At 44.4% G+C, this 25,465-nt stretch carries 23 protein-coding genes; 4 read left to right on the top strand and 19 right to left on the bottom strand.

From position 1 onward, the window contains the following. Nucleotides 1–123 precede the first annotated feature (123 nt). The 4 genes from CA598_RS22340 to CA598_RS22355 all read right to left on the bottom strand — a co-directional run bounded on the left by CA598_RS22340 (nucleotide 124) and on the right by CA598_RS22355 (nucleotide 2,795). The gene (locus tag CA598_RS22340; RefSeq protein WP_036677557.1) at nucleotides 124–333 is read right to left on the bottom strand and encodes a hypothetical protein; all 210 of its coding nucleotides are present in this window, start codon (nucleotides 331–333) and stop codon (nucleotides 124–126) included. A gap of 14 nt (nucleotides 334–347) precedes the next feature. Next, nucleotides 348–869, bottom strand: coding sequence for a PRC-barrel domain-containing protein (locus CA598_RS22345; RefSeq protein WP_042191050.1), 522 nt, complete (start codon nucleotides 867–869; stop codon nucleotides 348–350). Nucleotides 870–968: 99 nt separating this feature from the next. Continuing rightward, the gene (locus CA598_RS22350; protein ID WP_094877939.1) at nucleotides 969–2,114 is read right to left on the bottom strand and encodes a cysteine desulfurase family protein; all 1,146 of its coding nucleotides are present in this window, start codon (nucleotides 2,112–2,114) and stop codon (nucleotides 969–971) included. Nucleotides 2,115–2,345: 231 nt separating this feature from the next. Continuing rightward, nucleotides 2,346–2,795 carry a 2-thiouracil desulfurase family protein gene (locus CA598_RS22355; RefSeq protein ID WP_094873709.1) on the bottom strand — a complete coding sequence of 150 codons (450 nt, stop codon included), beginning with the start codon at nucleotides 2,793–2,795 and terminating at the stop codon, nucleotides 2,346–2,348. 125 nt (nucleotides 2,796–2,920) lie between these two features. Between CA598_RS22355 and CA598_RS22360 the strand changes: the two genes are divergently transcribed. Beyond that, a complete protein-coding gene (locus tag CA598_RS22360; RefSeq protein ID WP_094877940.1) occupies nucleotides 2,921–3,595 on the top strand; it encodes an SOS response-associated peptidase in 675 nt (224 codons plus the stop codon). A 123-nt stretch (nucleotides 3,596–3,718) separates the two neighbouring features. On the opposite strand, the gene CA598_RS22365 is transcribed toward CA598_RS22360, so the two are convergent. The 3 genes from CA598_RS22365 to CA598_RS22375 form a co-directional block, all read right to left on the bottom strand. Further along, complete coding sequence (locus CA598_RS22365) at nucleotides 3,719–4,816, bottom strand: glycosyltransferase family 4 protein (protein ID WP_094877941.1); 1,098 nt, start codon at nucleotides 4,814–4,816, stop codon at nucleotides 3,719–3,721. 25 nt (nucleotides 4,817–4,841) lie between these two features. After that, nucleotides 4,842–6,050: a glycosyltransferase family 2 protein gene (locus tag CA598_RS22370; RefSeq protein WP_094877942.1), complete on the bottom strand. Its 1,209-nt coding sequence runs from the start codon at nucleotides 6,048–6,050 to the stop codon at nucleotides 4,842–4,844. 152 nt (nucleotides 6,051–6,202) lie between these two features. After that, nucleotides 6,203–6,577, bottom strand: a complete 375-nt coding sequence (locus CA598_RS22375; protein WP_094877943.1) for a hypothetical protein — start codon at nucleotides 6,575–6,577, stop codon at nucleotides 6,203–6,205. A gap of 200 nt (nucleotides 6,578–6,777) precedes the next feature. Between CA598_RS22375 and CA598_RS22380 the strand changes: the two genes are divergently transcribed. Both CA598_RS22380 and CA598_RS22385 read left to right on the top strand, forming a co-directional pair. After that, nucleotides 6,778–7,143 (top strand): hypothetical protein, encoded by a 366-nt coding sequence (locus CA598_RS22380; protein ID WP_094877944.1) that lies wholly within the window; start codon nucleotides 6,778–6,780, stop codon nucleotides 7,141–7,143. Nucleotides 7,144–7,177: 34 nt separating this feature from the next. Beyond that, the gene (locus CA598_RS22385) at nucleotides 7,178–8,395 is read left to right on the top strand and encodes a sialidase family protein (RefSeq protein ID WP_094877945.1); all 1,218 of its coding nucleotides are present in this window, start codon (nucleotides 7,178–7,180) and stop codon (nucleotides 8,393–8,395) included. 68 nt (nucleotides 8,396–8,463) lie between these two features. Here the strand turns inward: CA598_RS22385 and cymR are convergent, their stop codons facing one another. Further along, on the bottom strand, nucleotides 8,464–8,883 hold the full coding sequence (cymR, locus tag CA598_RS22390) for a cysteine metabolism transcriptional regulator CymR (protein WP_094877946.1): 420 nt from the start codon (nucleotides 8,881–8,883) through the stop codon (nucleotides 8,464–8,466). Nucleotides 8,884–9,175: 292 nt separating this feature from the next. Here cymR and mnmA point away from each other — a divergent pair, with 292 nt between their 5' ends. Next, the gene (gene mnmA / locus CA598_RS22395; RefSeq protein WP_179283735.1) at nucleotides 9,176–10,297 is read left to right on the top strand and encodes a tRNA 2-thiouridine(34) synthase MnmA; all 1,122 of its coding nucleotides are present in this window, start codon (nucleotides 9,176–9,178) and stop codon (nucleotides 10,295–10,297) included. Nucleotides 10,298–10,684: 387 nt separating this feature from the next. On the opposite strand, the gene CA598_RS22400 is transcribed toward mnmA, so the two are convergent. The 11 genes from CA598_RS22400 to aspS form a co-directional block, all read right to left on the bottom strand. After that, nucleotides 10,685–12,532, bottom strand: a complete 1,848-nt coding sequence (locus CA598_RS22400; RefSeq protein WP_094877947.1) for an oligopeptide ABC transporter substrate-binding protein — start codon at nucleotides 12,530–12,532, stop codon at nucleotides 10,685–10,687. Nucleotides 12,533–12,551: 19 nt separating this feature from the next. Beyond that, nucleotides 12,552–13,457: an ABC transporter permease gene (locus CA598_RS22405; RefSeq protein ID WP_042191070.1), complete on the bottom strand. Its 906-nt coding sequence runs from the start codon at nucleotides 13,455–13,457 to the stop codon at nucleotides 12,552–12,554. Between the two features lie 27 nt (nucleotides 13,458–13,484). After that, a complete protein-coding gene (opp4B, locus tag CA598_RS22410; protein WP_076284831.1) occupies nucleotides 13,485–14,447 on the bottom strand; it encodes an oligopeptide ABC transporter permease in 963 nt (320 codons plus the stop codon). Nucleotides 14,448–14,451: 4 nt separating this feature from the next. After that, complete coding sequence (locus tag CA598_RS22415) at nucleotides 14,452–15,387, bottom strand: ABC transporter ATP-binding protein (protein WP_094873687.1); 936 nt, start codon at nucleotides 15,385–15,387, stop codon at nucleotides 14,452–14,454. Then, nucleotides 15,374–16,390, bottom strand: coding sequence for an ABC transporter ATP-binding protein (locus CA598_RS22420; RefSeq protein WP_094873685.1), 1,017 nt, complete (start codon nucleotides 16,388–16,390; stop codon nucleotides 15,374–15,376). The genes CA598_RS22415 and CA598_RS22420 overlap by 14 nt, the downstream gene beginning before the upstream one ends. A gap of 377 nt (nucleotides 16,391–16,767) precedes the next feature. After that, on the bottom strand, nucleotides 16,768–18,072 hold the full coding sequence (locus CA598_RS22425) for a replication-associated recombination protein A (RefSeq protein ID WP_094873683.1): 1,305 nt from the start codon (nucleotides 18,070–18,072) through the stop codon (nucleotides 16,768–16,770). 241 nt (nucleotides 18,073–18,313) lie between these two features. Then, nucleotides 18,314–18,595 carry a CD3324 family protein gene (locus tag CA598_RS22430; protein ID WP_042191081.1) on the bottom strand — a complete coding sequence of 94 codons (282 nt, stop codon included), beginning with the start codon at nucleotides 18,593–18,595 and terminating at the stop codon, nucleotides 18,314–18,316. 391 nt (nucleotides 18,596–18,986) lie between these two features. Beyond that, entirely contained in the window at nucleotides 18,987–21,176 is a 2,190-nt protein-coding gene (locus CA598_RS22435) for a HelD family protein (RefSeq protein ID WP_094877948.1), read from the bottom strand. A gap of 130 nt (nucleotides 21,177–21,306) precedes the next feature. Next, nucleotides 21,307–22,605, bottom strand: a complete 1,299-nt coding sequence (locus CA598_RS22440) for an NCS2 family permease (RefSeq protein WP_042191085.1) — start codon at nucleotides 22,603–22,605, stop codon at nucleotides 21,307–21,309. A gap of 237 nt (nucleotides 22,606–22,842) precedes the next feature. Next, nucleotides 22,843–23,598, bottom strand: a complete 756-nt coding sequence (locus CA598_RS22445) for a tRNA threonylcarbamoyladenosine dehydratase (protein ID WP_094873679.1) — start codon at nucleotides 23,596–23,598, stop codon at nucleotides 22,843–22,845. A 66-nt stretch (nucleotides 23,599–23,664) separates the two neighbouring features. Then, entirely contained in the window at nucleotides 23,665–25,443 is a 1,779-nt protein-coding gene (gene aspS, locus CA598_RS22450) for an aspartate--tRNA ligase (RefSeq protein WP_094873677.1), read from the bottom strand. Nucleotides 25,444–25,465 lie beyond the last annotated feature (22 nt).

A 25,465-nucleotide genomic window follows, 5' to 3' on the forward strand; every position in this document is an offset into this window, starting at 1 on the left:
GATTCAGGTACTTTGCGGGGAGCCCCAAAAAAAGCGCCAATAACCCTGCAGCTGATTTCAACTGTAAGGAGATTGACGCTTTAAGTACCTAGATCATTCTTGCTTACAAAGCAAGATTCATAGTTAAGACGACGCATGAATTTGCGGGAAATCCTGAGTCATATCATCCCCGGAGAACAGATCGTCCAGCGAGCTGAGTGTGCCATCTTCTTCAACTTGATACACCGACATTTTCTCGCCGTTTACCGTCAATTCAATGAAACAGCCCCAGCAATAGAACTGGTGGGAACCAATCTTTCCGATATCTTTAGAGTTACAGTTTGGACACTTCATATAATACATTCCACCTATCCGTTAACAATATTAATGGCTTTTTGTAGCCGTTCTTCGCTCATTGCAGGAACCATTAAAGCATTCTCACCAATGGACATCTCATCAGAACAAGGCAGCCATTTGCGGCCTTCGATCAAATCAGTCACAAGCCCGTCACTGATTTCCAGCGCTCCTATTGTGTTTCCCAACTTTTGGTCAAAATAAACATCCGATATTCGTCCAAGTATAGTTCCAGTTGTAGTCAGTACTTTCAAATCCTTAAGTTTGTTCTTTCCTAATAGAAAAGTACAAGGTATATGATCGGCATCTGTCTTATCAATCGACTCTTTACTACGAATCATGACAGCATCCTCGCCGTAGGCCACAATATCTTTCCATGCCACAAATTTCACATGGCCGCCAAAAAAAGATTTGCTTTCCAGTTCAATACCCGTAATATTCCAGTTTGAATCGAGTAGGATATCGACAATCTTGCCGATTTCATTCCCCTCTTCAACTTCAAATACAGCCAAGCCGATCAGATCTTGAAGTCTCATGGCTGCCTCGGTCCCCTCACTTTGAGTGTACTTACGAGTTCTCAGAAAGCCAAAAGCCCGAATCGCCTCGATACAGATCGAAACCTAGAGTAACTAGTCTCATTTACGCAGGCGATTCAAAATGGTTTCAACTTTTCGAGCAACGTACTCGATTTCTTCAGTAGTATTACCCAAACCAATACTAAATCGAATCGCAGACTCTAAAATATTTTGAGGAAGTCCCATTGCTCTCAGAACATGAGATATTTCCAGGGATCCTGAGGTGCAAGCTGAACCGCTTGCTGCCGCAATTCCCTCCATATCCAGGTTCATCAGCATAATATCTGTCCCAGCCCCTGGGAAGCTCAAATTCAGAATACTAGGTAAAAAATGCTCGGTATTACCGTTAAGCGAGTAACGCTCCTGTCCAATCAGAGAATCCAGCTCCTCGAGTAGTCTACTGCGCAGGAGCTTCATATTCTGTTGACGTTCTGACAGACCCTCAACCGCTATTTCAACGGCTTTGGCAAACCCTGCTGCTCCGGCTAGATTCTCTGTTCCGGCACGTCTGCCGCGCTCCTGAAGGCCGCCATGAAGTCTTGGATGCAGTGGCGCTCCACTCCGAACATATAAACCACCGATCCCTTGAGGCCCGTTGATCTTATGAGCAGTAAAGCTCATGTAATCTACTGGAAGCTCCCGCAATGTAATTGGAAGGGCACCAAGTGCTTGTACAGCATCTACATGGAACAGAATACCCCGTTCTTTGGCAAGCTGACCAATCCCTTGGATGGGCTGAACGGTGCCGATCTCATTGTTGGCATACATTACGCTGATCAACACCGTGTCTTCCTGCAATACAGCCTCTATGTCTGTAACAGATACCCTGCCCGTCGAATCCACAGGAAGATAGGTAACTTTGAAGCCTTCCTTCTCTAGCTCTTCGCAGGTATGTAACACTGCATGATGCTCGATCTGGGTGGTGATAATATGTTTTCCTTTATGGGAAACTGCAGCTGCTGCTCCATAGAGCGCTAAATTATCGCTCTCGGTGCCGCCTCCAGTGAACACCCACTCGTCAGGTGAACAGCCCAAAAAGGCGGCGATATTATCGCGCGCCCCGTTCAATATTCTTTTAGCTGAACGCCCGAACTGATGTACACTAGATGCATTTCCGTATTGTTCTGTCATTATATTCAGCATGACCTTAGCCACCTCGGGATGAACCGGGGTTGATGCGGCGTGGTCCAAATAGATGGATTTCATATTCATTTCTCCGCTTCTAGAGTATAGGAAACTAGTTCTTCTAAGTATATAAGAAGGCATAAGTTTCACCTTATACATTATTCTTATAATTCTCGCTTAAAACGCTAACCGTCCTTAAAAGGACGCCGAAGACGTTTATACTTGCAACTATTAAATTATACCGCGCGAGAAGTGAGTTTTCCACAAGCGAAAGAACACAATATTGTAATCATTTCCCTATGAAAGCTAGGATTATAATAGCCAGTTCTCTTCAGAGGTTACCTCAATGCCATTTTTTCTAAGTAAAGCTGTAGTAACGCCATTTCCCGCTATTTTCTTACCTTTGAATTCCCCATTATAAATCATACTGCTGCCGCAAGAAGGACTGTTTTCTTTAAGCACTACCATCGTAGCTGATACCTCTTGGGCTTTTGCAAGCGTGATATAAGCACCCTCTAAATACATATCTGTAACATCTGTACCTGATCGATCCACTACTTTAGCCGTTCCTGCCAGCACATCCTCGCCATTCCCACCAATGATTTCAGCTGGTTCTCTAGGCGTTGCGAATCCTCCCAGCAATTCTGGACACACAGCAATTGCTTGATTCTCATTCAAAAGCTTCTGAATTTTCTCATCCAAACAATCCGTACCATTATATCTCACCTTCATGCCAGCTAGACAAGAGCTTACCAAAATCACCAATGAGCACCTCTTTCTTCATTCATTCCGCTTCGTTTATAATAAGAAATATTCCGAGCATAACATGATGAAATTAAGCTGTAAACGGAGTGAACTTCTAATCTACTGACTAGGGAGTGTAAATCATGTGCGGACGCTATACAATAACCGTCACTATGGAAGAGTTGATGGTCAGATATTTTGCGAATGATTCAACCATTATCCACTATGCCCCTAAATATAACGCCGCGCCCATGCAGCAAATTCCGGCAGTCATTCATACAGGCTCCAGCAATAAGCTTGGGGAACTTCGTTGGGGTCTGGTTCCTTCATGGGCAAAGGATGACAAAATCGGCAGTAAAATGATCAATGCACGGGCAGAATCACTACTGGAGAAGCCTTCTTTCAAGCGCTTAGTAAGCTCACGCCGCTGCATTATCCCTTCTGATGGCTTCTACGAATGGAAGGTGCAAGGTAGCAACAAACAACCCATGCGGATCGTGATGCGCGATGGGGGGATTTTCTCCATGGCCGGATTATATGATATTTGGATGGACCCTGAGGGTAATAAACTAAGTACCTGCACGATTATAACGACTACTCCGAACGATCTAATGGCTGAAATCCATAACCGCATGCCGGTTATTTTGAAGCCTGAGGATGAGGCAGAATGGCTGGATCGGGGCAATCAGGACATTACCTCTCTAATAAAGCTCCTGAAACCGTATGATCAACAACTAATGAGAACCTATCCAGTTTCCCCGGCTGTCGGAAATGTTAGGAATGATACTGAGGAATTAATTGAAGAGGCACAAGCATAAACGCCTTTGGCGTCCTTATGAGGATGGTAAGTGTTTATGCGAGAAATGGAGGATAATTTATAACGTAAGCATATAAATTTTTATATTTAAAAAACATCTTAACCCTGCGGCTTAACCGCAGAGTTAAGACCATCGACGCTCGATCTTAGACCGGCGTCTGATCAATTGATGAGCCATCTGGAGAAATCTATCCGCATACAGCCCGGAGGAAAGATTGTTTCGGATATGCCATTCGCCATTCATCCTAATTCTGTCCCGCAGTGCAGGATCATGCATTAAAGATAAAGCAGCATTCACAGCTTCATCCAGCTGCCCTCTTGTGTATATTTTTCCAGTATGATTATTAATGACAAGTCTCCGAATGCCATCCGAATCCGTAGTAAGAACAGGACAACGACACAACATCGCCTCGGCTACGGCGTACCCAAATCCCTCGAGAATAGAGGTGGAACAGAGCAATCCTCCTGAGTCACCAATAATGCTCATATAATCTGCCATTTGCCCATGAGGAACATTGGAATACGAAATCAAACGTGAAGAAATCCCTGTCTCGGCTACAAATTGTTCGAAACTCTCTTTTTGCTCCGGCTCAAACAACGTATCATCCTGAAAAATCCATAAATAAAGCTCGGGATGGATCGCCAGCAGCCGTTGTCCGATTTGTAGAAACTCTCTCCAGTTCTTATTCGTTTGAATTCGTCCTACCCAGCCGAGGATAGGAAAGCTTTTGGCGGGATAATTGGTATATCCAAACTGATCGCAATCGATCGGATTGTCAAAGCAATATTGAGAAATGGATGGGAATCCACCTTTGAAAAGCGTCTGCAAATGGGTCGTTTCTGGATAGAGCAGCGCATCGGTTAGCTTGTGAATCCGCTCATTAAAATTACTAATAACTTGCTCCGCTTCATCTAACGTCCCCAATCCCTGCACCTCAAAAACAAGCGGCCCCTTGTAACCAAACCCTCTGAACCTCTCCGCTAAGTAAATATCCGTACACACTACAATCAAGTCAAAAGCTTCTCGAGTGAGCAATCCCCTGAGCTCGTCATCATTATTGGTAATATAGGTTTGAATATTAGGGATATTTTGTTGCCCTTTTCCAGGGTGTGTGTACAATAAATGACACTCTACACCGCGATCATGTAATGCTTGGCAGCGCACTCGGTTCAGGGTCTGCATGCCGCCGCTCGGGTTGAAGAAGGTGAACAAAATCTTCATTACGATCACTCATTCACATATTATTTTAGGAAAAATGGATTTTCAACAAATCATACAAATCTGTGCTTCGAAACAGCTCATTATAGTAGTGAGTTTTGGTCGATGGGACATGTCTATGCCGGAATCCAATCAAGCTATGATCATCCGTATAATAATTGGAGATCGTGTCCCCACCGGTTGTAATCAAAGCCTCCAGCATGTATTCAATATCGAGTGCTCCTATGAAAATTTTGGGACCTAAAACTATCGTGTAAGGAGTGGACAAGTGCTCAAGCGCTCCACAAATCGCATGTGACTCCACAACTCCTGGCATATAAACGAACTCCGTTGCAGGATGAGGGATTGAACCTATTAGAACAGATGGTTGACCCGTAAGTGATAAATCCAGCACCCGGCACTCATAATTGCTATACGTCTGTTCATACAAATTCTCTATCCTCGCTATTTCCTCCGCACCAGCATTTACTACAGGAAATAAAACGGTAATCATGGGAGGAATCCCTCTACGGAATCGCGCCTGATGGCGGGTCAAGTGGTACGAATATCTCCATCTCCGATGATTTTCAGTGGAATGTAACTGTGCAGATACACTAAAGGTAGAGTCCACACGATAATTCACCAGCTCCACGGGGATAAAGCGAATATCACAATGTTCAGCAAGTCTCAGCCAGTAATCATAATCCTCCACCGGCTCCATTCCGTACCCCCCAACAAGCTTCGCAACCTGCGATTTGTACATGAATGAAACACCAATAAGCGAGTAATCCAGCAATCTCTCTTTAGGCTGTGACTGGTAATTTCGCTGAGTAGCTAGTTGATGTTCGTTATGAAGCAGATTTCCCTCGTTATCTATACTTTGAAAAGAACTATACACGATTCCTAGCTCCTGCGGCCCCTTCACTAGTGCCCCTCGAAGGATTTCGAGAAAACGGGGTTCATAAACATTATCGCTGGAGACCCAGCTCAAATACTGGATACTGGGTTCGCTAAATAAAAGATCAAAGCCCGTATTGAGCGCATATGCAATACCCCTGTTCTGTACATATGGGATAATAGTTACCCTTGGATCCTCGGCAATTATAGATCTCACAAGCGGTTCCATTTCTGGCGCACCATCAATTACAATGATCAGTCGAAATTCGGTGAAGGTTTGGCGCAGAACAGACTCCAGAGCTTGCCGGAGGAATTCCGGCTTTTGGGTATACAAAGGCATAACTACTCCTACATCCGCCATTATTTTTACCTCTCTCTACATTGGAGTATAAAATTAGTATATTTAAATTCCACCTTTGTGCCTGTGTGAATGCCTCTAAGAGCTTTTATTGCGCCTAAAAAAAAGCAACCACCTGTTTCTATCGGTGATTGCTTCTTGATTTCCAAAATCACTTATACAGGTATAGAAAGTGCGGAAATCTGCGTTAATTCAGATTGAAGCACTCTCTGATCGGTAACGAGATTTCCGAACTCGTCCAATCCATACACGGAACATACTACATTTGCTAATGGAAAAGAGGTATTTATCTGAACCTCATATGAGACATTACCTGCAATGAAGAACTCTCTGATATCAGAACTCATTGCTGGAACATAATAACCAGTGACATAAAGCGGGGTAAGCGCAAGCGTTGAATACGGAACACCGAAGACCTCGACAATTATCATTGCATTCGCATTACTTGTGTTACGAACACTGACCACTACATTACTTGCTGCAGTACCAGTTGCTCTCGTATTCGTAATAAGACCTGTTGTATAAGGCATTTCCTCACTCCTCCTCTTGGGATACTATCAACTTATTCAATCAGAAGCAGATAGTTGTGAGGCAGGAAGACGGGGGGATTCATGGAATAATAGCATACCTCTCACATTTCCAATTTCCGCCATTTTTCTGATTCCCTTGTCCAAACACAACGAATCTTAATTCATATATATATATCAAACTAATAGAAGAGGTGAAGCTCATGGCAACAACAACAGGCATCATTACGAATACAGGGACTACCCCCGCATCCAATCTGATCATTAATATCGACAATGATAACCTAAGTTTTTCATCTAACGTAGTCTATCACGTTTATGTATGGAATACCTTTGTTAGTAAGGCTTTAGTCTACTCCAGCTCATTGAATGTTAATGCTAACACCAGCCAGCTTCTCGGTTTTACAATTGCAGGCAATTCAGCATATGAAGTTCAATTTCTCGTAACCGGAAATGCACCGGCAGACACGATTATTACGGTATTCGGAACGGATTCATCAGGAAACGTCATCCCTCACCAAAGAGTGCTGCAATCCGAACTTACTTTCATAGCTCAGCTGAACCCGTAAATACCGAAAACTCTATTAAGATAAGGAGTTTTGTATGGTTAATATTCAACTTTCGCCGAGCACAAGCGCTCAATTCGAGCCCACCATCGCGGTAAATTGGCTTAATCCTTCGGTTATGGTCGCCGTAGCTGTAGATCTTCGAGCAGGCCCTCCCAATATAGGTTTGTACAAATCTATTGACGCAGGTGCCACTTGGACAACAACGTTATTACCGTTACCGGTAGGATTTGCTGGCATCGAAGCACCACATATTGATTATATTTTTCCGACCACCTTCGTAGTATTGGCTCATGCCTTCGATTCAGACGGTCTCAGCGGGTCGATTGTTTCCTACACTTCTGTCGACAACGCCTCTTCATTCAGTCCACCAGTCATCGTGAATCAAGGATTTGGACAGTTTGTGAATGATGATCAGGTGGTCGTTGTCACCGACAAGGCTGGATCAAGTCCCTTTTTTGGAAATGTTTATACTGGTTATACGCATGATTACAACACACAATTCATACCAGGAAATACGATATTCTTCAATCGTTCCCTAGATAGCGGTAATACTTATTTCAGTCCCGTCCTGCTGTCTTCAGTCGAAGAATTTGAAGAATTTCCCGGTATAGCCATTACATTAAATGGGATTGTTGTCGTGGGATGGATCAATCAGCCTCCCGGTAATACTGATCTTAAAATTCGCACCTCCCCAGACGGCGGGGTCACTTTCACCCCAGAAACGATGGTCGCCAGTGTTGTAGTCCCACCAGATCCATTGCCGGGATATACATTTAGATGTCTGACATACCCTTCCCTCGCAGCGGATATTTCTAATGCCCCGACGACGCAAGGTAATGTCTATGCTGTATGGCAAGATTTTCGAGAAGGTTATTCCGATATTTTCCTTGCTACTTCCACGAATTTTGGTGTGGATTGGGGTACACCAATCTCCATTACGGGCAGTCCAGCAGGCTCCCAAAACTTTTTCCCAGCCATCACCGTATCCCCTGCGGATGGTGCAATATTCGTTACTTATTACACTAATCGAGTCAATCCCCTCAACCTTGATGTTTATCTAGCTACATCTAGAGATGGAGGGATGACGTATACAAACACCCGTATAACGACAACTTCCTTTGACGTCACCGGCATTCCCCTGATTGGGGACTACATCGGCAATGCCATTGTCCCCCAAACAGGCCGTCTAGTGAGCGTATGGACAGACACGCGGACTGGTACAGAGAACATCTGGTTTGGTGATAATCAATAAGCTCTAATAAACTTAAAAAAGCCCCCAAAAGGGGGGCTTTTTTAAGTTTATTATTCCATGTGAAATACCTAGATGTAGAACATATAGTTGTCCGCCAAGCTCTCTTCTTTATAATTAATCAAGTCATGAAGCGTTGTGGAATCCAGTACATCGGCAATGCTGTCGCGAATACGCAACCATAAATCGCGTTTTGCCGCATCATCCTCTTCAGTGAAATCTACTGGAGAAATTGGACCCTCTAGCACACGAATGATGTCACCCGCTGTGATAGAACTGGCCTCACGTGATAAAATGTATCCACCGTATGCGCCACGAATACTTTTTACAAGTCCTGCGTTACGCAAAGGAGCAATGAGTTGCTCCAGATAATGCTCGGAAAGTCCATTTTTTTCAGCAATACTCTTAAGTGAGGTCGGTCCTTCACCAAATTTCAGTGCAAGCTCCATCATAATTGTTAGTCCGTAACGTCCTTTGGTTGATATTTTCAAAGGGGCACCTCTTTCGGTTTAGTTTCTAGTTATTGTATACTATTGATTCGGTAAGTCATGCGTATGTCATATCAAGGTATTCCGATGATTACTCTTAGTTTATGTTATCATATTCGAAGTCACAAATGAAATGGAAAACGAAACATTTTGCAAGAATGTTCACCCCTGGTGGACATTTTTCTATTCTTAGCCTCTTATTTTAGGGTTTACTGTAGACAGGTATGTTATAATACCTTTTGAGCCGGGTGTTCCATGAATGACCGGTATTTTGGGTACAGAAATGGTGATTACGATGACAAAAGCAAAACAAGACACCCGTGTCGTCGTCGGCATGTCCGGAGGGGTCGATTCCTCCGTCACGGCGCTTCTGCTCAAGCAGCAGGGCTATGACGTCATCGGCATCTTCATGAAAAATTGGGACGATACCGACGAATTCGGAGTATGTACGGCCGAAAGCGATGCGGAGGATGTTCGCCGCGTTTGCGAGCAGATTGATATTCCTTACTATACCGTTAATTTCGAGAAGGAATACTTCGATAAAGTATTTTCTTATTTCCTCGATGAATATAAGGCTGGCCGGACGCCGAATCCTGACGTCATGTGTAACAGAGAGATTAAGTTCGGAGAGTTCCTGAACAAAGCCCTTCAGCTTGGCGCCGATTATGTAGCGACTGGGCATTATGCACGTGTTGTAGAAGAAGATGGAGTGTACAAGCTACTTCGCGGTGTAGACAACAATAAAGACCAGACCTATTTTTTGAATGCGCTGGGACAGTATCAACTCTCTAAAGCAATGTTCCCGATTGGTCATCTTCCGAAACCGGAAGTTCGGAGAATTGCCGAAGAAGCCGGACTTTATACTGCCAAGAAAAAAGACAGCACAGGCGTTTGCTTCATCGGTGAGCGTAACTTCCGCGAATTCCTCAGCCAGTATCTTCCAGCACAATCGGGTGATATGATAGATATAACCACTGGAGAAATCAAAGGCCGCCACGATGGACTGATGTACTATACATTAGGTCAACGCCAAGGCCTTGGCATTGGTGGCTCCGGTAATGGCGAACCTTGGTTTGTAGCCGAAAAAGACCTTAGCCGCAACATTCTTTATGTAGTTCAAGGAGACAAGCACCACAGCCTGTACTCCACTAGTCTGATTGCCTCCGGTGTAAACTGGATTAACGGACAAGAGCTAGGTCTTGAGCCGCTAAAATGCACCGCCAAATTCCGCTATCGCCAGCCTGATCAAGGCGTGACCCTTACAGCACGGGAAGACGGAACGATAAACGTAGACTTTGATGTTCCACAAAAAGCGATAACGCCTGGCCAAGCCGTTGTCTTCTACCTCGGGGAGCAATGTCTCGGTGGCGGTACGATCGAATATGCTGAAAAGGTTGTTCCTTCAGCGCAAGCTTAAATTGTATTCTATACAACTGCATCAACTCTAACATACGTAGACCTGAGAAATAGCTGTATTTGATACAGCTATTTCTTTGTTTTGAGAATCCCTTTACGATTTAGTTGTAGTATGTACAGTTAAAATCATCCGATATCCCTTATTTATCTTCACATCCGGAAAATAGATGTATGAAGTACAGTTATATTACCTTTGCAGTTCTAGAGTGAGGTTTTAGTTGTACAAAGTACAATTAGCCAGCTTCAGAGCGGAGAAATAGCTAAGAGACATTTAAAAAGAAAGATAAAAGATGAAAGATGAAACAAGAAACGAAACACCAAACAGAATACATAAAAAACAGCAGTTCAGGAAGCTCTCCCTGAACTGCTGTTCTGAGTTATTTCTTTATTACTGAGCTACTGCAGCTTTATCCGCAGAAACTGCTATGTCATTATAGTAAAGTCCTGTTCCATCACCAATCGCAAAGTTAAGAACACGGTTATTTACCGGAGCTAATACTGCACGATAAAGCGTAGGGAAAACTGGGATCTCATTCACCATAAGCTGTTGCCATTCTTTATAGATCTCTTTACGTTTGTCTACATCAAATGCAGCTTCGGAAACCCCTTCGGCGAGCAAACGATCATTCTCTGCACTTGCATAACGAGGGAAGTTATAGATCGCATCTTTACCGTATAGACCTGATGGGTCGACGTCAATCCCTACACCCCAAGCGCCTTGGTACACATCAACTGTAGGATCATCCTCACCATTTTGACCAATGCGATCATAGAAGGTATTAAACTCTACCATTTCCAAAGTTACATTCAGACCAATCGCTTTCCAGGATTGTACATAATATTGAGCCAGCGGTTCAGCAATATCTCCACCAGTCATTGAAATAAAATTAATCTTCAGCTCACTGCCATCTGGATTCGTTCTAAATTCACCGTTAAGTTTGTAACCAGCGTCATCGAGGATCTTCTTAGCTGCTTCTGGATCATACGCTACACCTGGATTGGAAGCATCATGGAATTCAGGATGGGACGGCGGGATCAGCGTAGTCGCATTCCAGCGCAGACCGTTATAGAATTTTTTACCGACTGTATCATTATCTACAGCAGCCCACATGGCTTTACGCAGGTTCACATCAGCCATTTTAGCTTTAGGATCGGTAGCAACAACTTTTTTCTCTGCATCCCATTTTCCCAGTTTAAATCCAATATACGTATAAGCACGGTCAATCGCACCTAGGAATTCAACGTTTGACATTTTTGCATTATCCGGGAATTGATCAACAGGGAACGCATCCACCAAGTCAACGCCGCCAGATTTCAATTCTTGCACAATCGTTGTAGGGTTGATTACCTTTAGAATTACCTTATCCAGTTTAGGAGCTCCACGCCAGTAATCATCATTCTTAACGAATACTACAGATTCACCAGGAACAATGCTTTCCACTTTGAAAGCTCCAAAGCCAATCGGCTTTTGACGTAATTCAGGAGAAGAGGAAATTTTAGCAACATCCATACCACCAAAGATATGTTTGGCTAACGGATAAATCCATACCCCGCCTGTTAACAGAGAAGGTGTAGATTTCAGGTAAGTAATTTGCAGTTTCTTATCACCCAGTACTTTAATACCAGAAATGGTCTTGGCCTTACCAGAGTGGTACTCATTCATACCTTCAATATTGGTAAAGTCAGAACCGTAACGTGGACCATCATATTTCGGGTTACCAATAACTTCATGCGCGAACAACCAATCTTCTGCTGTTACTGGCTTGCCGTCCTGCCAGTTCACATTGTCGCGAATTGTAAAGGTAAAGGTACGTCCATCCTCCGAGACTTCATACGTTGCTGCACCATCATTTGTATATACATAGTCTTTATCCCATGTTAACAAGCCTTCATCAAACCAATTCAACACTTGAGCATCTGGATCTCCGGAATAGAAGTTCCAGTTCAAAGTACCTTCAAAAGGACTATCGGAAACGAGTCCAAAAGTAATCGAGCCTCCATCAATAGCTTCGCCTTGATTTGTCTTAACATTACTGAAATCTTTAATGTTATAAAGTCCGTCTTCTGCTTCTGGTGCTGTAGTAGCCTCTGCGGTTTCCGCAGGTGCACTGGCACTAGGGGCTGCTGTTGACTCAGCCGCTCCGTTGTTATTCTTGGAGCCACAGGCTGCAAGGACAAACAACATTACAAACATTAATGAAACTAGTAGTGCCTTAGAACGGATGGGTTTTCTCATTTAATCATTTCCTCCCTTATTATCCTTTTCTTTGTCTTGCGTCGGTCGCACGTTTAAGCGCTTGACCCACATTATTTATACTCAACATCAATACCAGGATCAGCAGTGATGCGGGTAACCAGATCCACCATCTGAACTCAAGTGTTTGCGGATTTCTCGCATAGCTTACTAGAGTACCCAGACTGGGTGTACTTTCTGGAAAACCAAAACCTAGAAAGGATAGGCCGGATTCCAATCCAATATTAGCTGCCAAATTCAAGGTCATCGTTACGATAATGATTGAGCTTAGGTTCGGCAGCACTTGTGAGAACATAATTTTAAGATTGGAAGAACCTAAGGTCTTCGATGCCTGAACGTAATCGAGTTCCTTCTCTTGTAGCGTTTTAGAACGAATTAACCTGGCAATCCCCATCCATAGAAAGGCAGTCATAATAAAGGAGAAGGTTAACGTATTGTATTTAGGAACTGCACTTACGAAAGCTATAACAATCATTAGAAAGGGTAGAATCATGAAAAAATCTACAACACGCATCGAAATATTATCTATCGTTCCCCCAAAATATCCAGAGAACAAACCTACTAGAATACCGATGATTCCCGTAAAAAAAGTAACCATAAAAGCAATCGACATGGAATTTCGTGTGCCTATAATTAATTGACCGAATACATCCCGCCCTCCATAATCGGTCCCCAGCCAGTGTACAGCCGAAGGCTTCTCATACAGTGCGAACAAGTCAACCGTAACAATCTCTTTTTGATCTAAAAATAAGGAAATCCCATAAACGGCAGCAATAATCGTAAATAGGAAAATCAGTGAGACCAAAGCCAGTTTATCCCGCACGATCTCACGCCAAACAATCCTGAAGCCTGATGGACTTTTATCTGTTTCCTGCAGCAGAGCTAACTCTGCGCTTGTCTTTGCCATTTTATTCACCTCAAAGTGTTCATCTTCTTATTTAATCCGGATACGCGGATCTACGATACTTAAGATAATGTCTGATAACAAGGCACCGACGATGGCAGCAACCCCATATAGAAGAACGAGAGCCGTTACTACGCTGAAATCCCGAATTGTTATCGAACTGAGGAACAACATACCCATACCCGGATAACTAAAGATACTTTCAACGAACACCGTTCCGCCGATCAGTCCAGTAATCTCATATCCGAAAAATGCAGCAATTGGCAGTAAGGAATTTCTCAATATATGTCGATTGTAGACGCGCGACTCTGAAGCACCTTTTGCTCTTGCGGTGAGGATAAAATCTTTTTGTTTCGTATCAATGATCTCATTCCGCAAATATTGTACCGTTCCTACCGTTGCAATTAGAGCCATTGATAAAGCAGGGAGTAGCAAATGGTATAACTTACTCCAGAAGTGGCTTAGCGTGCCCGGAACTTCTCCAGGACTAACACTGCCGCTAGTAGGAAACCAATGAAGATGAAATCCGAAGAGCCATACCATTAATAGAGCGAAAATAAACAATGGTGCGGCAAAGCCAATATAGGTGTATCCAGTTATGAGCCGGTCCAGCCATGAATCGTTATAACGACCGCTAGTAATACCAAGTGGAATAGCAATGAGGTATGTAAGAATCAGTGTGACAATCGCCAGCCAAAGTGTATTCATGAGGCGTTGACCGATAAGCTCTGATACAGGCATTTTGAAACGGAAGGATTGACCAAAATCCCCTTGTATCGCTTTAGTAATCCAATCCCAGTACTGGATGTACCATGGATCATTTAAGCCTAGCTTTTCTCTCATCGCATCGATAGCCGCAGGATCAATATTTGGATCAAGCATCCCTGATAACGCATCTCCCGGCATCGCCTTCGCCATTAGAAAAACAAGAATACTTAATAGAAATATTTGAGGGATCATAATAAGAATTCTACGAACAATAATCTTCCACATATTCTCAACCTTTCTCAGGCAAGGCTACCAGATGAGTCTCGGAAATAGATTTCAATGGATAAGGCATGCCTTGTTCATCAAAATAATTCCGGTGCGCTTGTTCATATTCCTGACTTACTGATTTTCTAAACTCCGTCTGCTTCTCTCTTTGCTTAGGATCAATATCAGGAATCGCAGCAATTAGACGTTTGGTATAAATATGGCGAGGATTGTCAAAAATATCTTTAGCAGTCCCTTGCTCTACATGTCGTCCTTTATACATAATTCCGATGTGATCGCACATATGTCTGATGATTCCGAGATCATGACTGATAAATAGGAAGGTAAGATTCAGCTCTTTTTGTATATCCTGCATAAAATTGAGCACCTGTGCCTGTACAGAGACATCCAGCGCAGAGACAGGTTCATCCGCAATAATCAACTTCGGTTTGAGCGCAATAGCTCTTGCGATACCGATCCGCTGCCGCTGACCACCTGAGAATTCATGCGGATATTTCAGAATATTCTCAGGGCTTAATCCAACCTGCAACAGCAACTCCTGCACACGTCTTTTTTCTTCCCCCGGAGACATCTTTTCGAAATTACGTAAGGGTTCGGCAATAATATCCAGCACTCGTTTCTTAGGATTCAGGGAAGAGTACGGATCCTGAAAGATCATCTGAATGTCCTTGCGGATATTTTTTTGCTTACGTACACCCTTTGAAGCCAAATCCTGTCCTTCAAAAACCACACTGCCGCTAGTAATAGAATTGAGGCCGATAATTGCACGGCCTGTGGTTGTCTTCCCTGATCCGGATTCACCAACCAAGCCGTAGGTTTTGCCTGCTTCAATAGTAAAACTAACATTATCAACTGCCTTGACTACGCCAATTTCCCTTCGAAAAACGCCGCCGTGGATTGGAAAATGAACTGCTAAATTTTTAACCTCAAGAAGTCCCATTGTAGATTGCCTCCTCGTTAGTATCAGGGAAATGAAAGTTATTATGGCAGGTGCAGCGAACAAAATGCCCAGGGCCTACTTCATGCAGCTGCGGATTTTCCTCATGCTCCCATTCCGGAATCCAAGGTGTTCGGGCCGCGAAACGGCATCCTTTACGCGGAAGATTCTGTAATGGTGGAACAATCCCCTGAATCACGTGAAGTCTGGATTTCTCTTCTTTAACGGTTGGTATGGAGTTCAACAATGATCTTGTATATGGATGCTTCGGATTAGACGTTAACGTATAAATATCTGCGATTTCTACGATTTGCCCCGCGTACATTACCGCAACCCGGTCAGCCATTTCACTCACAACCCCTAGATCATGGGTAATTAAGATAATGCCTGCTTGCATATCGTTTTTTAATTTTTTTATAAGTTCAAGAATTTGCAATTGGATGGTTACATCTAGTGCCGTAGTCGGCTCATCGGCGATCAAAAGCTTGGGGCCATTGGCAATCGCTATAGCAATCACAACCCTCTGCCTCATGCCACCAGATAATTCGTGGGGGTACTGCTGATATGTATGTTCGGGACGGGAGATTCCAACCTTGGTCAAAAGATCAATGACCTTCTCTTTTCTTTGCTTCTTCGAAAGCTTGGAATCATGTAGGATGAGTACTTCTTCAATCTGTGAACCGATAATCATGAGCGGATTTAATGCGGATAAAGGATCTTGAAAAATCATAGACATTTCTTGACCGCGCAGCTTGTTGAGCGCAGCAGGAGACATAGTAACGATATCCTGACCTTTGTATTTGATTTGCCCGTCTATTTTAGCCCTTGTGTGCAATCCCATAATTGAAAAGGCCAGCGCACTTTTTCCAGAACCGGACTCTCCAACAATAGCAAGTATCTCATTTTTACGAACAGACAGGGTAACATCATCTACTGCAGCATAATAGTCATCTTCGATCCTGAACGATGTCGACAAATTTTTGATTTCTAGTAATTCTTCGCTCAAATTAATCCCCCTATCGGCAAGAATTCCAAAATTTACACAATGAAATATTATGTAAATTTTGATATAAACAGCATTCTTTTCATGAAACATATCAAAACATTGACTGTTATGATTATTAACACCATTAAGAATAGTACAAGTACTTCCATCGGAATTAAAACTTGTTTCTCCGTAACTTTGTAGTTCATTTTAATTAACTTATGGTAAATTATCAATCATTTCCTAAAAAAAATTTCAATGCATGTGATTAAAAGTAACGTAGACAACAAAAAAACGGCTCTAGGCCGCCTTTTTCTAGGAAAAAAATATTTTGTATGTCACCTTAAATTTATTTGCTTTTTAGCATTAAAATGGAAAATATCTTAGTTGCTGGTGGACTATTGTTCTCGTCGGAGTCTTTGATTGTGACGGATCTTAATTTCATTTCCTTGCTCGGTCGCTTGATAAAAAATACGCTGAGAAATTTCCTTAGGCAGATACTCCTGTTTCACATAATGCCCCGGAAAATTGTGCGGATATTGATATCCTTCATGCCCTAGTGCAGCAGCACCTTTATAGTGTGTATCACGTAAATGTAGCGGTACCTCGGCGGATTTAATCTCATCCATACTTGCCATTGCATTTGAAATAGCCGTATAGACGGCATTAGACTTTGGACTCTCCACTGCGAAAAGAATGGCTTGCGCAATGTTTAGCTTCGCTTCTGGCCAACCGTTATTTCTATAAGCTTCAAGCGCACTTACCGCTTGAACCATAGCCTGGGGATTAGCTAAGCCAATATCTTCACTGCTCGCTGCTATCAGGCGACGAATAAAAGTCATAGGGTCCATCCCCAATTTCTCTACCGCATATAGAAACCAGAACAAGGCGGCATCACTAGAACCTCGAATGCTTTTGTGAAAAGCAGACAGAACATCATACTGCGTCGATTCATCTGCCTTCACAATGGGGCGCCGAATCGACTCTTCCGCCACCTCCAGCGTGATATGCACACTCCCGTCTACCTCCGGAGCAGTAGTTAACGCTGCTAGTTCCAGAGCATTTAAAGCCCGCCGGATATCTCCATTAGCCATGGTAGCAATATGCAGCAATGCTTCTTCATCGACCTGAAGCTCCATGAATCCAAGCCCTCTATCCTTGTCTGCTAAAGCTCTGCGCATCGCGACCAGACTGTGTTCACTCGTTAGCGCCTCTAGCTGAAACAGGGTAGAACGGCTCATAAGCGCTCCGTTTACGTAATGGAACGGGTTCTCCGTAGTTGCGCCAATAAATGTAATGGTACCTTTTTCTACTGCTGGCAATAGCGCGTCCTGACGTGAACTGTTAAACCGATGCACCTCGTCCAGAAAAAGAATCGTCTTAGAACCGTAAAGTGTTTTATTATTTTGAGCTCGTTCAATGACCTCCCGCACATCCTTTACAGAAGCCTCCACCGCATTCAGGCGTACAAATTCACCTTGTGTGTGATGAGAAATGATATGAGCTAATGTTGTTTTGCCACATCCAGGAGGTCCATAGAGTAAAATCGAAGAGACCTGGTCTGCCTCGATCGCTCTTCGCAACAGCTTCCCCCGGCCTATGATATGTTCTTGACCAATATATTCATCCAGATTCTCCGGTCTCATCCGGTCCGCAAGTAACCGTCCGCCCCCGTTGTCCTCTCCCATAGAAAATAAATCCATAACTCCACTTCCTTGCTATATTCTTATAAAAGACAATGTCATCTCCCATTATCATACCATAGACTTATTTTTCACCAAAAATAAAAAGAGCATGATCTCGTCTTAGAAAGGCGGGAGCCATGCTCTTTTTTCAAAATATAAGAAAGTATAGGTTTCACGCTATACTTTATCCTTATTATTTCTCGCATAACGCTTACCGTCCTTATAGGGATGCCAAAGGCGTTTATGCTTGAATGGTACGCTAGCAATTTATTGCCAGCCTCATTTTTGATATGATTTTTCGAATACTCTCTTCCGACAGATGATACTTCTTCTGAAGCTCTGCTACGGAATCGCCTTTTCGATGACAACTGAAAATTTCCTCATTGCGGTTTGCTATCTCTTTCCTCGAACCGCTGTTCTCGCCCCATCTAACCCGCTCTTCCGTTTTCTTCGGGATGTAGAGCAGTTCACCTTGGATGTATCCCTGAAGCTCTTTGAGCAAGCCAGGGGGGAGCACATCCTTCCCATTTACATAACTCAACTTGCATTTCCTCCTTCAACAGGTGTGTTCCTATGCGTCCGTCAACTACTGATAAAGTAATTTCCACGTCACCTGCCTCCTTTCTTCTCCTCATATTTGGAAAAATCCGTAATTTCATTATATAAAAACCTTTTGGTAGCGTCTACATTCGAATTAATTTTTCATTGTTCTTATGGATTTGTGTGGTACTGTCTATGTTAGTAATAAGGAGGCCTGACGGCCTCCTCGCTTTAAGCAGATTTCCGTCTTAGACGGAAACCACCTCGTATACTGAAATCATTTCAATCAGCCTCCTTCCAGAGTGTTCTTGCCCGGCCGGACACTTATTATTAAGCCATACCTATAGGTTAGTTACAAGACCAAGAACAGTTATAACCATTCTCCACCAGTCTTAATTGCCCTCAGAATCGCTTCCAGCCGCCGTTTGCACATAGGAAGGAACTTCCCCATTATGGAGCAGCCACAGCTCGTGAAGAGCACGTGTACAGCCCACATACATCAACTTTGCGTCCCATGCCGTTGCCCCGTAATGGTCTTGATCGGCATCTGCTAAAATGACCGCATCAAATTCCAAACCTTTAGATAAATACACAGGTAGTACCGATAATCCACCCTGATATTGCGTCATGCTACCGTCGATCAGATGAATATCTTCAAAATGCTGCTCCAGTTCAGCGTACAGCTCTGTAGCTTCACGCAGACTACGTGTTAGCACAGCCACCGTACGATATTCCCTTCCAGACAGGGACTTCAGTGCCGATTGTATAGTGTTCAAACGAGCATTTCGTTCAGCTACCCGTTCTCCGACTATTTCTCCGTCTCCGTAGGTGATCATCCGAACGGGATCCCCGCTACGAAAGACAGGAACAGCCAACAACGAACTTTCTACTCCCGAGGATAGAATTCCATTAGCGAAGTCTATAATTTCCATGGTTGAACGATAGCTGCGTGTCAGCGCATGATAAGCCGTGTTCTCAGGGGCAAATAAGGCCTGCATCTCTTCCCATGCGTGTACGCCTTTATAGGCATGTATACCCTGCGACAGATCGCCTAGAATGGTAAAGGAATGTCCACGCACGTATAAATCCAGCACTGCAATTTGGAAGGGGGAGAAATCCTGGGCTTCATCGATCACCACATGATCAAAGCGAGTGCCGCCTTCGTTCCCATTCAAAAGATAATAAATATACAACAGAGGCGGTAAATCCTCTTCACGTATGATCCCTTTTTTCAGCCCTTTTGCCGTCTCCTTCAGCACAGCTGCTGGAATATTCTCAGGTGGATCCACCGGCCAATCTTCCGGGACTTTAGCCGCACGAAAGATTTGCTTGTAGATCGTCAGCGGATCATACTTAGGCCATTTTGCACTGTATGATTTTTCTCGCGCAGCACCTTTTTTCTTGCGATCCTTCATAGCTGCAGCTGACGGACTCTTCTTCAGCTCCATCTCAATCCAGCGATGTATCCGTGCCATTACACGTTCCTTACGCTTTGCTGGCGGATAAGGAGCGTACTCCTCATTATGCCAGCGCAAGATCATGGAGCGGCGCAGTACAGCGCCTTCCCATGGGATAAAATCACCCTCAGGTACCGAGCTGCTTTCCAATAGCTTGATACTGGACTCTATTATTCCCATTAACACCGTTGATCCCTTGAAGCGCCCAGGCGTCTCTTCTGTAATCACAGGCATGCCGCCCGGAGTTTCGAACCAACGGTTCATCGTCTCCGTAGCATCTTGCTCTGGAAGCTCCAGACCTAGTACATTTGCAGCCCAATCCGGGAAGGTGCTCTGGGCAATATTTCCTACACCGAGTTCAGGCAGTACATCCGAAATATAATCCAGAAACATTCGGTTCGGTGCAAAAATAATCATTTTTTCTGCAGAGACCTGATCTTTGTATTGATACAGCAGAAAGGCTAACCGGTGTAGTGCAACTGTAGTTTTACCACTTCCCGCTACACCCTGAATGATCAATGCTGTATTTTTGGCGGCACGGATAATCTTGTCCTGTTCTTCCTGAATGGTCGATACGATATCACGGAGACGATTATCTTTGTTCTCACCCAGGCGATAGACGAGAAACTCATCTGACACCACAGGTGCGTCACTCTCCCGGTTGTACGTATCTGCGACCCGCTCCAGAATCTGCTTCCGGATCACCACGTTGCGCTTGAGGTATACCAGTCCTTCTATCAGTCCCTCAGGAGCTTCATAGGAGGCAGGCTCCGTACCACCGGTAAACGAATAGAACAGGCTTGCTACCGGTGCGCGCCAGTCTATGACTAGCGGACGGTCGCTTACCTGCTCGCGGTCTACGCCGATTTTGCCTATATAGAGTGCCTTCCGCTGCTTCTCATCATTGCCCTGAAAATCAAGCCGTCCGAAATAAGGCTCCTGCCGAAGCTTGGCAAGATCTTTGCGCTTCTGATCACGGTTCGCTTCTAACACCTGTTCCGTATAATCGTGTCCCGTGTACACTGGAGTCTGGTTAAGTTTCTCCAGTAAGGTGTCAATCTCAGTAAGCGCTTGATTCAGCCTGTCTTCTTCCTCTTGATAGGCACTTTGAAAGTTGTCTTCCAATTTCAGTTACCTCCTAAAAGTTTATCGAGCTTAAATTTTCATTCTCCTCATTCCCTCTTCTCACGCAAAAAGGATACCCATTGTAGCATAATCAGCACTAAAATACCAAATCTTTCAAGCGAACATACGACTACAGCACAGCTTGCAAAATAAAGTTAGCTACAAATAAACCCGCAATCCCATACAGCGCAGGAGGTACTTCCTTGCCCTTACCCACCGCAAGCTTCACGATCGGATACGTAATAAATCCAAAAGCCATACCATCTACGATGCTATAAGTGAATGGAATCATGACCATGATCAGGAAAGAAGGAAAGAGCTCTGTTAAATCTCCCAAATCCATTTCACGCACATTCTGTACCATAAGCCCACCAATTACAATCAAGATCGGAGCGATAGCACTGTCTGGAATGTAGGAGAGCAGAGGGAGGAACAGGAATGTCGCCCCGAACAGCAGCCCTGCCACGAGTGAGGTCAGCCCCGAACGTCCACCTGCAGCAATACCTGCATTAGATTCCGCAGCAGCTACTACAGGACTGCTTCCGAAGAGACCTGCAGCGATATTGGCAATAGAGAGTGCTCGTAAGCTACTCTTGAAGCGCTCAGGACGCCCTGCCATCATAGTCTGTGAGGCGACAAGCCCAATATTTTCAAATACAACAATTAAGAGCAGTAAGAAAACAGCAATCCAGAACACAAGGCTCACAATGCCGCTCCAGTCCATTCCCAGAAATAAGCTTTCATAACCCGTAAATACATGCCCTGATGCCTGCTTCTCAGGCGCGTGTGCCGCTCCCAGCAAGTAGGCTAGACCTGTACCAACCAGCATACTGATTAGTAAACCACCATTGGTCCCGCGGATAAACAGTACTAAAGCGAGTAATAAAGTTACACAGGAAGTGATAACTGCTGGATCACTAAAATGTCCTATAGCAACAAATGTGGTCTGATGCGCAATCACAATCCCGCTTTTTTGCAGTCCTATAAAGGTCAGAAAAAGCCCTATCCCGACTGTAATGGCATGCTGTAGGTTTTGAGGAATCGCCTCACTCAGAATACGATAGAGCGATGTGAAGGCCACGATAGCGAATAACACACCGGTTATTACGACTACAGTAAGCGCCTCTCTCCAACCTAAATTCATAGAATGTACAAGTGTGTATGTGAAAAATGCGTTTATCCCCATCCCTGGTACCACGATGATCGGTGTCTTCCCACCGAAAGCCATCAGTAGACAGCCTGTAATGGCAGTCAATAGTGTAGCCACCATTGCTGGTCTAAGCGGCATACCCGCGTCATGAAGAATGGTCGCATTCACCATCACAATGTATACTGAAGCAAAATACGAGAGGATCCCTGCAGCCCACTCCCGTTTCCAGTCATTCTCAGGTGCAAGCCCTACACTATTTCGCCAAAAATTTGATTTCATGTACTAAAACCTCCACTGATATTAAGTTCCGCAGGCGGATATTACCGGATAATAAGGCTTATAATCAACGGTTCATCCCGGTTTAACTATTATGCCTATTTGTGGTCTGCATCTTGCAGACCCGCCTGTTAACCACAACAAAAGGGCGTACGCAACTGGATTTCAGCTGGTCGCCCTTTTGGTCCATTTTACTACTACTATCGTTATAATTGAAACAGCTTCAGCTCAGCGATTCACTTACACGCTGACGCCTCCAGCCTCAAGCAAATCACGCACGGCAACACTGACCATGATCAGGCCTGCTACCGGCGGAACGAAGGCATTACTAGCTGGTGGTTGTTTCGCTTTACGTCGATCCGGCGCATTCTCCGGAACGATCTTGTCCGTAACATCCTGACGTGGCTTCATTGGCGGCTCGGTTGAGAAAACCACCTTCACGCCTTTCTTGATTCCTTCCTTACGCAGCTTCTGACGAATGACACGCGCAATAGGATCATAAGTTGTCTTGGAAATGTCGGCTACCTGGAATCTTGTAGGATCCATTTTGTTGGCAGCGCCCATGCTTGAGATCATTGGAATTCCACGGGACAGACATTCTTTGATCAAATGAACCTTATAAATAATCGTATCCGAAGCATCGAGTACATAGTCAGGTTTTAATTTGAACAATTCCTCATAGGTTTCTTCCGTATAGAACATGTTGAGCGCAATCGCTTCACAATCGGGGTTGATCAGCTTCACACGTTCTACCATCAGTTCAGCCTTTTTCTGCCCAACCGTGGTGGTGAGAGCATGAATCTGCCGATTCACATTAGTAATGTCTACCGAATCCTTATCAATCAGAATTAGTCTGCCGATGCCGGTACGTGCCAAAGCCTCAACAGCCATACCGCCAACACCGCCGATGCCTAGCACCGCTACCGTGCTGTTCTTCATTATTTCCAGACCTTCCGGCCCGATCGCCAGTTCCGTGCGTGAGAACTGATGTAGCATGAGGTACAGCCTCCTTCAAAAGCTTTGGCGAAGCAGAAATCTGCCTCGCCCGCTTCGATTAGTTAATTATTCTTTTTCTTTCTTCGGTTTAAGCGCCAGCTTAATGTGCAGCTGCTCCAATTGTGAACCATCTACTGGCGAAGGTGCATCCATAAGCAGGTCTGTTGCACTTGCCGTTTTCGGGAATGCGATGGTTTCACGCAGATTTGTACGGCCGGTCAGTAGCATAACCAGACGATCTAAACCGAAAGCGATACCGCCGTGTGGAGGTGTACCATATTCGAACGCATCCATCAGGTAGCCGAACTTCTCATAAGCAACCTCTTTCGTAAATCCAAGGGCTTCGAACATTTTCTCCTGCACTTCGCGTTTGTAAATCCGCATGGAGCCTCCGCCTACTTCATAACCGTTCAGAACGATGTCATAAGCTTGTGCACGGATCGCACCTGGATCTGTGTCAAATAGATGCAGATCCTCTTCACGCGGACGAGTGAACGGATGGTGTTCTGCTACATAACGTTTCTGATCTTCGTCATATCCAAGGAGCGGGAAGTCTGTAACCCAAGCGAACTTGAACACATTATCGTCAATCAGACCGAGCTGACGTCCAATTTTAACACGAAGGGCGCCTAGAACGTCTGCTACAACCTTTTTATTATCAGCGGAGAAGAGGAGAAGGTCGCCTTCTTCAGCGCCTGTACGCTCCTTCACAGCCGCAATTTCTTCTTCGGAGAAGAATTTCACAATCGGCCCTTTGAATTCGCCGTCTTTCACTTGAATCCATGCCAAACCTTTCGCGCCATAGCGAGCAGCATAAGGTCCGAGTTCATCGATTTCTTTACGAGTCCAAGTGCCACAGCCTTTAGCGTTTAGACATTTCACTTCGCCGCCTTTTTCGATTACAGAAGCGAATACCTTAACACCGCTAGTAGCAACAATATCGTTCATTTCTACAAGCTCTAATCCAAAACGCAGATCAGGTTTGTCAGAACCGTATTTGCCCATAGCCTCAGCATAAGTCAAACGTTGGAACGGAAGCTCGATATCTGCGCCTACAGTTTCCTTGAACAGACGCTGCATCAGCTTCTCCATCATACCAAGCAGCTCATCTTGTGACAGGAATGAAGTCTCAATGTCGACTTGAGTGAATTCAGGCTGACGGTCAGCACGCAAATCTTCATCACGGAAACAACGAGCAATTTGGTAATAGCGCTCAACGCCGCCCACCATCAATAATTGCTTGTAGATTTGTGGAGATTGCGGCAAAGCGAAGAATTCGCCTTCATGCACACGGCTTGGTACCAGATAATCACGCGCGCCTTCCGGTGAGCTTTTAGTTAGGATCGGTGTTTCAACGTCGATGAATCCTTCACTGTCAAGGAAATCCCGGAAAATCTTAGAAGCTTTCGAGCGAAGCAGCAAGGTTCTTTGCATCTCTGGACGACGAAGGTCCAAATAACGATATTTGAGACGCAGAGACTCGTCTACTTCCACACCATCTTCGATGAAGAACGGAGGTGTCTTAGCTGCGTTCAGCACTTCGATATCCGTAATTTGCACTTCAATTTCACCTGTTGGCAGGTTGCGGTTAACGGTTTCCTCATCACGTTTAACAACTTTACCTTTAACAGCCAGAACGTATTCACTACGAACCTTATCAGCAATTTGTAAGGCTTCGCCAGAGTAGTCTGGGTTAAATACAACTTGCACAATACCGCTTCTGTCACGCAGATCAATAAATAGTACGCCCCCGAGGTCGCGGCGGGTCTGCACCCATCCGTTCAAGGTTACCGTCTGTCCAATATGTTCTGGTGTTAACTGTCCACACTGATGACTTCTTTGCATAATTTATCATTCCCCTTCATGG

Origin of the sequence: Paenibacillus sp. VTT E-133291 (assembly GCF_002264395.1) — a bacterium.
GTDB lineage: Bacteria > Bacillota > Bacilli > Paenibacillales > Paenibacillaceae > Paenibacillus_AQ > Paenibacillus_AQ nitricinens.